Origin of the sequence: Streptomyces sp. NPDC003456 (assembly GCF_042878735.1) — a bacterium.
Classification (GTDB): Bacteria; Actinomycetota; Actinomycetes; order Streptomycetales; family Streptomycetaceae; genus Streptomyces.
Genome location: NZ_JBIAOK010000003.1, coordinates 696,460 through 709,515, shown reverse-complemented (window position 1 = coordinate 709,515; position 13,056 = coordinate 696,460). Strand labels below are relative to the sequence as shown.

The 13,056-nt window shown below is 73.2% G+C and carries 12 protein-coding genes and 1 tRNA gene; 8 read left to right on the top strand and 5 right to left on the bottom strand.

Features of this window, described 5'->3' with window-relative positions; all coding sequences use genetic code 11:
* The first annotated feature begins 171 nt into the window (after window positions 1-171).
* From ACFYWG_RS14145 to ACFYWG_RS14135, 3 genes are all read left to right on the top strand, one after another.
* Window positions 172-624: a DoxX family protein gene (locus ACFYWG_RS14145; RefSeq protein ID WP_383511673.1), complete on the top strand. Its 453-nt coding sequence runs from the start codon at window positions 172-174 to the stop codon at window positions 622-624.
* Window positions 625-892: 268 nt separating this feature from the next.
* Complete coding sequence (locus ACFYWG_RS14140; protein ID WP_376323330.1) at window positions 893-1,489, top strand: DedA family protein; 597 nt, start codon at window positions 893-895, stop codon at window positions 1,487-1,489.
* A gap of 163 nt (window positions 1,490-1,652) precedes the next feature.
* Entirely contained in the window at window positions 1,653-2,936 is a 1,284-nt protein-coding gene (locus ACFYWG_RS14135; protein WP_389201821.1) for a phosphatase PAP2 family protein, read from the top strand.
* 100 nt (window positions 2,937-3,036) lie between these two features.
* Here the strand turns inward: ACFYWG_RS14135 and ACFYWG_RS14130 are convergent, their stop codons facing one another.
* Complete coding sequence (locus tag ACFYWG_RS14130; RefSeq protein ID WP_376323328.1) at window positions 3,037-3,267, bottom strand: DUF2277 domain-containing protein; 231 nt, start codon at window positions 3,265-3,267, stop codon at window positions 3,037-3,039.
* Between the two features lie 103 nt (window positions 3,268-3,370).
* Here ACFYWG_RS14130 and ACFYWG_RS14125 point away from each other — a divergent pair, with 103 nt between their 5' ends.
* The 3 genes from ACFYWG_RS14125 (at window position 3,371) to ACFYWG_RS14115 (ending at window position 5,512) form a co-directional block, all read left to right on the top strand.
* Entirely contained in the window at window positions 3,371-4,276 is a 906-nt protein-coding gene (locus ACFYWG_RS14125; protein WP_389201387.1) for a ketopantoate reductase family protein, read from the top strand.
* Window positions 4,277-4,327: 51 nt separating this feature from the next.
* The gene (locus ACFYWG_RS14120) at window positions 4,328-4,681 is read left to right on the top strand and encodes a hypothetical protein (RefSeq protein ID WP_385413163.1); all 354 of its coding nucleotides are present in this window, start codon (window positions 4,328-4,330) and stop codon (window positions 4,679-4,681) included.
* Between the two features lie 291 nt (window positions 4,682-4,972).
* A complete protein-coding gene (locus tag ACFYWG_RS14115) occupies window positions 4,973-5,512 on the top strand; it encodes a hypothetical protein (RefSeq protein WP_383503449.1) in 540 nt (179 codons plus the stop codon).
* 59 nt (window positions 5,513-5,571) lie between these two features.
* On the opposite strand, the gene ACFYWG_RS14110 is transcribed toward ACFYWG_RS14115, so the two are convergent.
* Window positions 5,572-5,643, bottom strand: a tRNA-Val gene (locus ACFYWG_RS14110).
* Window positions 5,644-5,842: 199 nt separating this feature from the next.
* Between ACFYWG_RS14110 and ACFYWG_RS14105 the strand changes: the two genes are divergently transcribed.
* The gene (locus tag ACFYWG_RS14105) at window positions 5,843-6,712 is read left to right on the top strand and encodes a DUF4097 family beta strand repeat-containing protein (RefSeq protein ID WP_385413481.1); all 870 of its coding nucleotides are present in this window, start codon (window positions 5,843-5,845) and stop codon (window positions 6,710-6,712) included.
* A gap of 74 nt (window positions 6,713-6,786) precedes the next feature.
* Entirely contained in the window at window positions 6,787-8,187 is a 1,401-nt protein-coding gene (locus tag ACFYWG_RS14100) for a hypothetical protein (protein ID WP_389201384.1), read from the top strand.
* A 19-nt stretch (window positions 8,188-8,206) separates the two neighbouring features.
* On the opposite strand, the gene ACFYWG_RS14095 is transcribed toward ACFYWG_RS14100, so the two are convergent.
* The 3 genes from ACFYWG_RS14095 to ACFYWG_RS14085 are packed head-to-tail and all read right to left on the bottom strand — an operon-like array spanning window position 8,207 to window position 12,926.
* Window positions 8,207-9,376 (bottom strand): amidase domain-containing protein, encoded by a 1,170-nt coding sequence (locus tag ACFYWG_RS14095; RefSeq protein ID WP_383503445.1) that lies wholly within the window; start codon window positions 9,374-9,376, stop codon window positions 8,207-8,209.
* A 49-nt stretch (window positions 9,377-9,425) separates the two neighbouring features.
* Window positions 9,426-10,724, bottom strand: coding sequence for a hypothetical protein (locus ACFYWG_RS14090; RefSeq protein WP_383503443.1), 1,299 nt, complete (start codon window positions 10,722-10,724; stop codon window positions 9,426-9,428).
* 54 nt (window positions 10,725-10,778) lie between these two features.
* Window positions 10,779-12,926 carry a transglycosylase domain-containing protein gene (locus ACFYWG_RS14085; protein WP_389201381.1) on the bottom strand — a complete coding sequence of 716 codons (2,148 nt, stop codon included), beginning with the start codon at window positions 12,924-12,926 and terminating at the stop codon, window positions 10,779-10,781.
* Window positions 12,927-13,056 lie beyond the last annotated feature (130 nt).

Genomic DNA, 13,056 nt, shown 5'->3' with positions numbered 1-13,056 from the left:
GCCGGAGGGGCTTCACGTGCTGCTGGGACACCGGGCGCGCCCGTCACCGAGACCACAGCCATGGCCAAATGTTGAACTTGCAAGCATCAGTTAGGTCCCCCTAACGTGATGGCTCGTCGGTTCGTCCCCGACCGGCCTGCCCCGGGCCGGCCAACCGAAGGAGCCCCCCGCATGACCGCACGCCTGGACAGCGCCCAGCCGTACGCACTCGGACTGTTCCGGATCGTCGTGGGCCTGTTGTTCGCCTGCCACGGGGCCGTCGCGCTCTTCGGCGTCCTCGGCGGCGCGGACGGCAAGGGCGGCACCGTCGCGACCGGTGCCTGGCCCAACTGGTACGCCGCCGTCATCGAACTGGTCGGCGGCACCCTGGTGCTGCTCGGCCTCGGCACCCGCGTCGCGGCGTTCGTCTCGTCCGGCGCGATGGCGTACGCCTACTTCAAGGTCCACCAGCCGCAGGCCCTGTGGCCGGTGGAGAACAGCGGCGAGGGCGCGGCCCTGTACTGCTGGGCCATGTTCCTGCTGATCTTCACGGGCTCCGGCGCGTTCGGCGTCGACCGCCTGCTGTCCCGCCGCTCCTCCGCGCCGGGGCGGCCGTCCAGGGAGCAGACGCCCGTGGCCGCCTGAGCGGCTCCCACCCCGGCTTGTCGGCCGCGGCGCCTCCCCCGCCCACGGGGAGGCGCCGCGGCCTCTGCGCGGCGCCGGGGCGCCTCGTCATCCGGGGCCAAGCCGGGCGAGACGGCACGAGGTGAACAGTCGGTACCGAACGTACGAGCCCCCCGTGAACCGCCCGTCACCCCCGCGCGTACGCTGTGTGGCTGTCATGGCCACTCCTGCCGCTCCCCCCGCGTCGCCGCGGCACGGTCTGGCCCACGGGGGACCACGGGGAGTTGCGGTGCTGGAGCAGGTCGGGTCGCTGGTCGGCAGTCCATGGATCTACGCGGTGGTGGCCCTGTCGGTGCTGCTCGACGTGTTCCTGCCGGTGCTGCCCAGCGGTGTCCTGGTGATCACGGCCGCCACGGCGGCGGCCGCCGGCACGGCGACCGACGTGCCCGACATCCTCGCCCTGACCCTGTGCGCGGCCACGGCCTCCGTCCTCGGCGACCTGGTCGCCTACCGACTGGCCTGGCGCGGCGGCCCCCGGCTGGACCGGGCCATCTCCCGCTCCCGGCGGCTGACCGTCGCGCAGGAACGACTCGGCGCGGCCCTCGCGCGCGGCGGCGGCGCCCTCGTCGTCCTCGCCCGGTTCGCCCCCGCGGGGCGCTCCGTCGTCTCCCTCGGCGCGGGCGCCGCCCGCCGCCGGGCCCGCGACTTCCTCCCCTGGTCGGCGCTGGCCGGACTGACCTGGGCGGCGTACAGCGTCGCCCTCGGCTACTTCGGGGCGCAGCTGCTGGGCGCGACCTGGGTGGCGACGGCGGTGTCCGTGGGCGCGCTGTTCGGGGCCGGGGCCGGGGCGGCGTACCTGATGCGGCGCGAGCCGCGGCCCTCGTAGAGCCGCGGCCCTCGTAGAGCCGCGGCCCTCGCAGAACCGGCCGACGCGCCACCACGACCACGGACACGATCGGGAAGCGGCTGAGACAGTGACCACTCCGGCATCGCCCCAGGCGTCACGCACACGACGGATCGCGCAGGCCGCGCGACGCCACCCGCAGGCGGTGCTGTGGGGCACCGCGGGCGCGATCACGCTCGCCTTCCTCGTCACGCTTCAGCTCCTCGCGCAGCACCTCGGGATACCCGGGCCGATCACCACGCAGGCCCGCGAGGTCGTCCACGCCCCGAAGTCGGGGTTCCTGCTCTACGCCAGCCTGGCCCTGACGCTGGTGGTGCTGACCTGGCGGCAGCGCGGCATCGCCCTGGGCGCGGCCGTCGGCATCGACGTGGTCTTCCTGGCGGTGCGCTGGGCGACCGGCGCCGGCCTCGGCGAGGGCCACCCCTTCGGCAACGGCGCGCTGTGGGTGATGCTGGGCCTGGCCGTCGTCGCCGTCACGCGCCGCACCGGCCCGGAGCGCCTGCTGCTGCTCAAGGGCGTGGGCCTCGGGCTGCTGCTGGTGACCGGCCGCAAGACCGGGGACACCTGGCTGCTGATCACCTCGCAGACCCGGCCCGTCACACTCGACCCGTACGTCGCCATGGCCGACCACGCGCTGGGCAACCCCTCGTGGCTGGCGGGCCGGCTGCTGGAGGCGAGCGGCCCGGTCGGCGAGCACGCCCTCGACTACGTCTACGCCCAGCTCGCGGTGGCCGCGGTCGTGGTGGCGCTCCACCAGCTGCGCCACGTGGCCGCCGAGCGGCGCTTCCCGCGCCACCACCTGGTGCGGACGTTCCTGGTGATCGGCCTGGTCGGCCCGGCCGTCTACATGATCTACCCGGTGGTCGGGCCGGTCTTCGCCTACGGCCCCGACGGCGGGCCCTGGGCGGTGGCGAACCTGTGGCCCGACACGCTGCCGCCGGTCACCACGCCGTTCAAGCTGCCGTTCGACGAGATCACCCCGCGCAACTGCATGCCGAGCCTGCACACCGCGTGGGCCGTCACGATCTTCATCCACTCCCGGCAGGGACCGCGCTGGCTGCGGTCGGCCGGCACCTTCTGGCTGGTCGCCACGCTGGCGGCGACCCTCGGGTTCGGCTGGCACTACGGCGTGGACCTGGTCGCGGGCGTGGTGTTCGCCTACACGGTCGAGGCGGCCCTGCGCTCGTTCGACCGCGGCTGGGACCGGGCCGGGGTGCTCCTCGTCGTCCACGGCACGACGGTGTTCGCGATGCTGCTCGCGTCCTACCGCTTCCTGCCGCTGGAGATGGCCCGCCACCCGTGGCTGGCCGGCCCGCTGCTGCTGCTGGCGATGGCGTCGGTGGTGCACGGCTACTACCGGACCCAGCGGCTGTGGAACGCGGAGCCCCTCACGGCCCCGCGCCCCCAGCCGCAGCCGGAACCGGTCTAGGCCCGGGACGGCGGGCACCGGCCGGCGCCGGAACGAGCCCGGGACGACGGGCACCGGCCCGTCTCCCGAACGGCACCCGTCCGGGCCCGGGGCGGCGGCTCTAGCCCGCCCGGCGGGCCGCGGCTCCCCGGACCTCCAGGCCGTCGAGCAGCTCGGCCGTGGCCTGCGCGACGGCCTCGACCGCGCGGTCGAACACCTCCTGGTTGTGGGCGGCGGGAGCACGGAAGCCCGAGACCTTCCGCACGTACTGCAACGCTGCTGCGCGCATGTCCGCCTCCGTGGCCTCTTCGGGCAGGGCGGGCGGACGAAGCGTCTTGATACTCCGGCACATGCCCCCCAGTCTCGCCCTTCCGGCCCCCGGGGGACAGCGCCGGCTGCCATGATCCTCCCGAGGCGGCCACCACGTACGGGGCCGACCGACGAGAGGAACCCTCATGGCGAACGAACTCACCGTGGCCGTCCTGGGCCCCGGCGGCGTGGGCGGACTGCTCGCCGCCCTGCTCTCCCGCGCCGGCCACCGCGTGGTCTGCCTGTCCGGCGCGCGGACGGCCGAGGCCCTGCGCGCCGACGGGGTCCGGGTCCGCAGCGCCCGCTTCGGCGACTTCACGGCCCGGGTCGAGGCGGACACCGCCCTGCGCGAACCGGTCGACGCGTGCCTGGTCACCGTCAAGCACACCGCCCTCGACGCGGCCCTGGCCCGGGTCCCCGCACCCGTCCTGGCCGACGGGCTGCTCGTGCCGTTCCTCAACGGCGTCGAGCACCCGGCGGCCCTGCGTGCCCGCTACCGGCCCGACCGGGTCGCTCCGGCCGTCATCCGCGTCGAGTCCACCCGTCTCGCACCCGGCGTCGTCGACCACACCAGCCCCTTCACGGAGATCGACCTGACCGGGGCGCGGGTGCCCCGCCCGCGCCTGGACGCCCTCGCCGCGGCCCTCGGCGCCGCCGGCCCCGCCGTGCGGGTCCTGGAGGACGAGACGGCCGCCCTGTGGGCGAAGATGTCGTTCCTGGCGCCCCTCGCGCTGCTGACCACCCGCTACGGCCTTCCCCTGGGCGAGATCCGCGACCGTCACCGGGACGAGCTGACGGCCCTGGTCGCGGAGACGGCCGCGATCAGCCGCGCCTGCGGCGGCCCCGCGGACCCGGCGCAGGCCCTCGCCCGCTACGACGCCTTCCCCGCCGCGACCAGGTCGTCGATGCAGCGCGACGCCGAGGCGGGCCGGCCGCTGGAACTGGACGCGGTCGGCGGTGCGTTGCTGCGTGCGGCGGAGCGGCACGGGGTGGCGGCGCCGGTGGCCGCGCGGGTGGTGCGCGAGCTGAGCCTCGTCCACCCGTTCGCATGAACCACGGGAACGAACTCGCCCGCTCAATTCGAACAGGCGTATCATTGTGGCGTGGCTACGACCTATGACTTTCCGAGTGACCTCCTCGCCGGTCAGGAGGAACTCCATCAGGTCCGGGCCGAGTTGTCGGCCCTGCTCAAGCGGCTGCCCTGGTCCGTGGAGCCGCTGGACGGCTTCAGCGACGACAACGGCTGGCGCAAGGTGGAACGCCCCGCCTCCCCCGGCTGGACCGCCGACGAACAGGCCGAGGTGGAGAAGCTGCGCCGCCGCGAGCACGAGCTGGCGGTGTTCGTCAGCACCCACCGCTACTGGTCCGAGCTGACCGGGCCGGACCGGGTGGCGGCCCGGTCCGACCTGAAGCACGCGCACGGGGCTCCGCCGGCGGAGACCGACGGAGCCCCGTGACGCGCCGGGGTCGGCGCCCGCCGTCCGCCGGCAGCCGCTTCATCTCGGCGATCTCCGCCTTCCGGGAGGTGGCGACGGCCTCGGCCGTGTCCTTGGCGGGCCGTAGCGGCCCTCGGCGCGCTCGGTCCCGGCCATGTGCTGCGGCGGCACCCCGGTGGACTGGCGTGCGGCCGGCGGGCATGCGTGCGAGCCCCCGACCCCATCGGGTGAACTCCTTCAACCTTCTACAACCGCTCGCGCGCCGCGGGACGTCGTACCCCCGCACGACACGATTGATCCCGAGGGGTACCCATGAGCCAGCAGCACCCGCAGCAACCCGCCCAGCCCTACCCGCCGCAGCAGCCCGGGTCCGGCGCCCCGGAACCGCAGCCGCCGAAGAAGCGCGGCATCGGCAGGATCGCGGGGCTCGGCTGCGTGGGCGTCATCGCCCTCTTCGCCGTCGCCGCCGTCGCCACGGGCGGGGGCGGGGACGACAGCGGCGACGGCTCGAACAAGGACAAGGCCGTCACCGCCGACAGCAAGCGCGAGAAGGACCGCCCGGCCGCCGAGAAGAGCCAGGCCGAGCAGTTCCGCGCCTGCGTCGCCGAGGACGGCACGAAGACGGAGAAGGCCGCCGTCGAGCACGTCACCAAGGTGACCGGCGCGGACAAGCGCAACGACATCCTCGACGCGGCCGAGGTCTACACCGACTTCCAGGGTGGTCTGACCGGCCCGCACCAGGGCGAGGGCAAGCTCATCGCCTCCGCGTTCACGTCCTGCTACGAGTCCGACAACGGCCTGGTGACCGTGTACGACGAGAACGGCGAGATCCTGGCCAACGCCAACTACTGACGCGGCGTGCGCAACGGAACAGGCCCCCGGGGGAACCCCGGGGGCCTGCCGATCCGCGGTGGGCGCGGACGGTTTCGAACCGCCGACATCCTGCTTGTAAGGCAGGCGCTCTACCCCTGAGCTACGCACCCGGATCCCGGGACGCGCCCGGGACGAGTGGACAGCCTACCCTGCCCGGGGCGCGGTGCCGCAAACCCGTATCCGGGCCGTGCCGGGGGGTTAACCCCACCGCCGATCCGGGAGCGGCCCGGATCCTCCCGGCGGCCCCCGTTCCCTACGGTCGTGACAGCGCCCGAGAGCGCCCGCCGTTCCGTCCAGGGGGAGACCGCCATGGCCCGCACCGCCCGCACGACCCGCACGACCCGCACCGCCCGCACGACCCGCACCACCGGCGTCCGCGCGGCCGCCCTCACGGGTGCCGTCGCGGTCCTCGTCGCCGGGCTCAGCGCCTGCGGGGCCTCCGCCGGGGACGACGAGGACCCCGACCACAAGTCCTTCGACCTGCGGGGCCGCACGCTCACCGTCGACTCGGACGACTCCGCGCTGGAGATCGTCGCCGCCGAGCGGCACCCCGCCGGCCGGATCCAGGTCACCCGCTGGTTCCAGGGGTCGGTCGTGGTCGGCGGGGACCCCGAGGTCACCTGGTCCATGCGCGACGACCGGCTCGTCCTCAGGCTCAAGTGCTCCGGCGTCGTCGCCGACTGCTCCGCCAGGCACCGCATCGAGGTGCCCCGCGGCATCACCGTGAAGGTCGAGGACGGCGACGGCGGCGTCCGCGCCCGGGGCTTCCGCGACCGGCTCGACATCCGCACCGGCGACGGCTCCGTCCGCGTCACCGACACCACCGGCCCCACCGAGCTGCGCACCGGGGACGGCTCGATCCGCGTCTCGGGGGTGAGCGGCCCGCTGCGGATGCGCACCGGCGACGGCTCCATCCGGGCCGAGGTCTCCTCCCGGGACGTGCGCACCCGCACCGGCGACGGCTCCGTCCGCCTCGAACTCGGGGTCGTGCCCGACCGGGTGGAGAGCCGCAGCGGCGACGGCTCCGTCACCGTCTCGGTGCCCCGGGCGGCCTACCGGGTGACCACCCGGACCGGCGACGGGGGCGTCGACGTGTCGGTCCCGCGCGACGAGAACAGCCGGCACCTGGTGTCCGCCGAGACCGGTGACGGCAGAATCACCGTGCGAACGGCGAACTGACCGGCCCGTGTGTTCGTCCTTCACCGGTGGGAGAATGACACCGGGCAGGGTGGACCACAGCACGGGAGAGGGATGTGACGGCGACACCAGCACAGCCGTACTCGCCGTCGGTGCCGCGCGCACATCGTCCGCGCCGCCGCCCGCGCCGCGTCCCGGGGCCGCTGCGCGACACGCTCGCGCTGGCGGCGCTGCCGGTGCTGGTCGCCCTCGCACTGCCCGCGGCCGTCGCCGGCGGCGGCACCCGGCGCTGGTTCGGCGGCCGCGCCGAGAACCAGCGCGCCGAGGCGCAGGCTGCCAAGGACGCCGCCGCCGCGGCCTTCTACGAGCTCGACACCGCCCAGCGCGATCTGCGCATCTCCATCGAGACGATCACGGCGGTCGACGACTCCCCCGCCGCCCGGCGCGCCGTGGAGGGCTTCGACGCCCTGGGGCGGCGCATCGACGAGGCCAGCCACCAGTACATCTCCGCCGTCGACGCCCACGACCTCGACCGCGACGACCTGGAGGCCTCCGCCGCCTCCCGCGCCCGGACCGAACTGGCCGCCGCGAAGGACGAGCTGGACCGCGTCAAGCGCGACCTGGACCGGTTCACCGAAGGGCTCGGCCCGCTGCTCGGCAAGGCCGAGACCCAGCTGGCCCGTCTCGCCCCCGCGGTCGAACGGGCCCGGCAGGCCCTGCGCGCCGCCTCCGACGCGCTGGACGCCGTCCGTGCCTCGGGCCTGAAGGCGGACGATCTCGCCGCACGTCTGGCGGCCCTCTCGCCGGAGCTGACCAAGCTCAACCAGGGCGCCGGGCAGCACGGCGTGCCGCAGACCCTCCAGCGGGCCGAGCGGGTCACGCGCGAGGCGGAGGCGGTCCGGGTGGAGGCCGGGCGGCTACCGGAGCGCGCCGCCGAGATCGACCACCGCCTGGTCTCCCTGCGCACCCGCGCCCAGGCCCTCACCACCCGCTCCGAGCAGGTCGAGCCGACCCTGAGCGAACTGCGCCGCCGCTTCACCGCGGCCTGCTGGCAGGACCTTCAGCAGGTCCCCGACGTCGCCGCGGGCAACGTCCGCCGGGCCGAGACGAAGCTGGAGGAGGCCCGCGCGGCCCGCGACGAGCAGCGCTGGGCCGATGCCACGGCCCTGCTGTCGACCGTGCGGGCCCTGCTGAACACCACCGACGAGGCGGTCTCGGCCGCCGGTGACCGCCTGTGCCGTCTGAACGCCGTGCAGAAGGACCCCCAGCAGGAGGTCGACCGCACGCGCTTCGCGATCCGCGACGCCCAGCGGCTGGCCATGGCCGGCCGCAACACCCCGGACCCGCGCCACGCCCGTCCCCTGGACGACGCCGTCGCACGCCTGGAGCGCGCCGTCGCCGGCCTGGAGGGCCGGCACCCCGACTACTGGCACTTCCTCATGGAGACGGAGGCGGTGCGGCAGTCGGTGGCCGGCGTGGTCTCCCGGATCCGGGAAGAGCGCGGGGCCGGGCACTGAGCCCGGCCCCCGCCCGGGATCAGGTGCGGTAGGCGTAGTAGTACGCGGTCGGGTACGAGGCCACGAGGCTCGCCACCGACCTGCGCAGCGTGTTGTTGGAGTGGTAGGTCACGTACGGCACGCCGCGGCTCTTGTACGTGACGATCATGGTGTGGTCCTTGGAGCCGTCCCGGTCGAAGTCCACCTGGAGGACGTCGCCGACCTCGAGCTGGTAGACGTTGGACAGCGGCGTGGTCCGCTTGGAGTTCTGCGCGAACCAGGACCACTCGTTGACGCCGATGAACGAGTGCGACTGGATGTCGGCGTTGCCGAACCACCGCGTGTAGTCGTACACGTAGCCGGGGACGTGCTTCCAGCCGCCCGCCTTCAGGGCCTGGCTGACGAAGTTGGTGCAGTCGCCGCCGGCACCCTGGCCGTTGAAGTCCGGGTAGTCCTTGTTGTAGGCGTTCCAGTGCTTCTCGGCGTAGGCCGCCATGGCCTTGTAGTCGTACGTCGTGGCGGTCTTGGGCACCTGGACCGGGTAGCGGGTGGTCGCCGCCCGGGGCGCGCTCGGCGTGGTGGTGCCGGACATGGCCACCTTGACGGAGGCCGGCTTGGACAGCGTGTTCACCGCGAGGCCGCCCTCGTCGCTGTCGCGGATGGCGGTCAGCCGCCAGTTGCCCTGCCGGTCGGCCTTGAAGGTCAGCTCGTGCTTGGCCTGGAAGCCGGTGGTGCGGGGGGCGTCGCCCCGGGCCCCGGCGTAGGTCAGGGTCGTGGTCTCGGTGACCGCCGCCTTGGCCGTACGGCCGGTCACCCGCGTGGCGTTCAGGGTGACGGTGGTGCCGGCCTTGCTGTACTTCTCGCCGGCCTTGGCCAGCCTCTCCTTGCGCTGCTCCAGCCGCGACAGCGTGGCGTCCTCGGTGCGGGCCGTGCCCGAGGACAGGGCGACGTCACCGGAGAAGCGGTCGGTCAGCGGCGCGTCCTGACCGCCCCGGCCGGCGTCGAGCAGGGCGTTGGTACGGTCGGTGAAGACGGCGTCCGCCAGCCGCTGGAACGTGGCCTTGGTCCGCGCGTCGACCGTCGGGTCGTCGGTGACCGCCGCGCCGGCGCTCCAGTTGGGCAGCAGGGCGACCCCGGCGACCACCGAGGTCGCCGCGGCCCCGACTATCGTGACGCGGCGTCGGGTGCCGGTCAGTCTTCTCGATCTCACTGATGTTCCTCTCTGGCCCGGCCAGGGTGTGCCGGGGCTGTGGGGTCCGTCACTTCACGACCTTCGACCAGTCGGGCGACTGCGCCGGGTCGAGGGAGCGCAGCCGCTGAAGGGTCTCGGGCTTCTGCGCGTCCAGCCAGTCGGCCAGCTCCCGGAAGGACACGCACCTGACGTCCTTCTTGGTGCACACCGTCTTGACGACCTGGTCGACGGCTCTCATGTATATGCCGCCGTTCCAGTTCTCGAAGTGGTTTCCGATGAACAGCGGGGCACGGCTGCCGTAGTACACCCGATTGAAGCCGGACATATAGGAGTTGACCGTCTGCTGCTCCCACTCGGGGTACTTCGCCGGGTCGCCCTCGGTCTCACCGTCGGACTGGTTGTACAGGAAGTTGAAGTCCATGGACAGGCCCTGGTAGTCGCCGCCCTCGTAGGGCAGCATCTGCAGCGGGAAGTCCCAGATGCCGTCCTTCTTGCGGGGCCATATCTGGAAGTCGCCCGCGGAGCTGGCGTCGTAGCGCCAGCCGTACTTGTCCGCCGCCTTCAGCAGGTTGGCCTGGCCCTCCAGGCAGGGCGCGCGGCCCCCGGCGATCTCCTTCCGGGGGTCGAAGGGCAGCGGGGCGAGGTCCGTGAAGCCGGTGTTGGTCTTCCACTTCTCGACGAACGAGTAGAACTGGTCGATCTCGCTCTTCCACTCCTCGACGCTCCAGTCGCCGCCGCCCTTCTCGCCGCAGAAGTGGCCGTTGAAGTGGGTGCCGATCTCGTGGCCGTCCTTCCACGCCTTGCCGAGCTCCACCAGCGTGGTGCGGATGTGCTCGTCCGTGGGGAAGCTGATCGCCGCCGATCCCTTGTCGTGCTGCGGAGGGGAGTAGAGGTCCTTCTTGCTCTTGGGGACCAGGTAGATGCCCGTGAGGAAGAAGGTCATGTGGGCGTCGTACTGCCGGGACAGCTCCCGGTAGTGCGCGAACAGCCCGTCGTCGCCCTGGAGGGCGCCGTCCCACGAGAAGACGACGAACTGGGGCGGCTTCTCGCCCGGCTTGAGGGGGACCGGCTTCAGCTGCTTCTTCGGCGGGCCGGTGTAGGAGGTGGAGCCGTCCCCGAGGACCTTGGTCTTGCCGTCCCACTGCGGCTGGTGGTCGTTCTTCTCGGAGGTGTTCTTGCGGGCCGCCCCGGAGGAGGCGGTCGGAGCGGTCTTCTCCTGTCGCGTCAGCACCAGGTAGCCCGCGACCAGGGACGCGACGACGACGAGCGCAGCCAGGGTCAGTACGCGCGGGGATATGGCGCCCAGGGCGCGGCGGGACGCGCTGGGTGCGCGGGGTGCGCGGCGGCGACCGGAGGGTGACTTCATACGCGGCTCATTCTGCGAGGAGTGGGAAGGTCTGGGTGGCGCCGGGCGCCGGGGTCAGCCGACGCCCCGGGCTCTGGACCAGATCGTGTACGGAACGCTGTCGGCGGGGGTTCCCGCGATCCCCTTCAGCGGCAGCGGTTCCAGACTCTTGGTGAGGTCGATGCGGTAGGTGACGACGGCCGTCGACACGGACCGGACCGTGCCGACATACCAGGACGCGGTGTCGTTCTGTACGGTTCCGGCCTTGCCGGACACCCCTGCGGGCGCGCCCGCCCCGGGGTGCGCGGTGCGGAAGGCGTCCGTCAGGGCGGACTGGACCGCCTCGGCCGTGGACGCCTTCACCGCGCGGCGGGACGCCGGCTCGGTCAGCGCGACCTTGGAGCCGTTGCGGGTGATCCGGTCCACCGAGTACGGCTCGACGTGGGTGCCCCCGGCCGCGAAGGTGGCGTACCCGCTCGCCATGCGGATCGCGCTGGGCGTGGCGCTGCCCAGGGACATCGCCGGCACGTTCGGGCCGAAGCTGGAGGAGAGCAGGCCCGCGGACTCGGCGGTCTTGCGCACCTTGTCCAGGCCGGCGTCCATGCCGAGCTGCATGAACGGCGTGTTCACCGACAGGGCGAGCGCCCGCGCCAGGCTGATCTGCCCGTAGGACTTCTTGCCGTCGTTGCGGGCGGCGACCTTCTTGCCGCTGCGGTCCCAGTAGGGCCCCTCGGGTGTCGTCACGGGGACCCCGTCGTCCCCGTTGTAGAGGGTCTGCGGGGTGACCGGGGTGCGGGCGCCGTCCCGGGTCTTCTGCACGCCGTGCTCCAGGGCGGCGGCGTAGACGAACGGCTGGAAGGCCGAACCGGCCGGGACGGTGGTCGCGTTGGACTCGTTGTAGCCCTGCTTGCGGTGGTCGGGGCCGCCGTGGAGGGCGAGTATGCGCCCATCGGTGGCCACCGAGGCGGCGCCGAAGTGCACGGTCTTCGCCTTGGCCGGGTCGTCCTTGCGGGCCTGCTTGCGGGCCTCGGTCACGGCCTCGGTGAGCGCGGTCTCCTGCTTGCGGTCGAAGGTCGTGTAGATCTGGAAGCCGCCGAGGTCGAACTCCTTGTCGGAGATGCGCGCGGCCTTCTTGGCGTACTGGGTGGCCAGTTCGACGAGGTAGTCGCTCTGCTTGCCGGTGTCGTAGCCCGGCGCGTGCTTCAGCGGCTCGGGGAACTTCCTGTACTTGGCCCGCTCCGACTCCGACAGCGTTCCGACGTCGACCATGCGGTCGAGTATCCAGGACCAGCGCTCCACGGCCCGGGCGTGGTTGGCCCCGCCCAGGGCGGGGTCGTAGAGCCCGGCGCCCTTGAGGAGCGAGGCGAGGAAGGCGGCCTCGCTGACGTCGAGTTCGCGGACGTCCTTGCCGTAGTAGGCCTGGGCGGCGCGCTGTATGCCGTAGGTGCCGCGGCCGAACCAGCTGGTGTTGAGGTAGCCCTCGAGGATCTCGTCCTTGTCCATCTCGTTGTCGAGCTTGAGGGCGAGCATGGCCTCGGTGAACTTGCGGCTCACCGAGCGGTCCTGGTTGAGGTACACGTTCTTGACGTACTGCTGGGTGATGGTGGAGCCGCCCTGGGTCTCCCCCTGGCCCACGGTGCGCCACACGGCCCGGGTGAGGCCGCTGAAGGAGATGCCGGGGTCGCTGTAGAAGCTGGCGTTCTCGGCCGCCAGGACCGCGTCGCGGACGTCCACGGGGATGTCCTTCAGGGGCATCTCCTGGCGCTGCACCCAGCCGGTGCGGGCCATGGGCGTGCCGTCGGACCAGTAGTAGACGTTGTCCTGCTGGGTGGCGTACGAGTTGAGGTTGTCCGGGACGTCGGTGGCGGCGTAGGCGACGCCGAGGAACACGACGGACAGCCCGGTGAGCGTCAGCGCGGCCCCGAGCCACTGCCGCCAGGAGGGCGCCCAGCGGCGCCAGCCCGTGCGGCCGGGACGGGGGTAGACGGGCCGCAGCCGGCGGGCGTAGGGGGCGAGGCGCGCCGCGTAGGGGGCCAGCGGGGCGAGGTACGCGGCGGGCTCGAAGGTCCGGGCGGTCTTGCGCCGGCGGCGGGACCGGCCGGATCCGCGGCCGGCGGCGGGGTCGGCGGCCGCGTCGGAAGCGTCGGCCGCCTCCGAAGCCGCGGCGGCCGCGTTGGTGGCCGCGTTGGTGGCCGCGACCACGTCCTCCGCACGCAGCTGCATGGTTTGATCGGATTTGTCCGCATGCGGGAAGGCGGGAGCCTTCAATTGCATGGTCTCGTCCGGTTCCCGCCCAGCCTCGGTCACGGCTGTGTCTCCCCTCCCCCGCTTACGGTGGTGCTCGCGCGAGAGC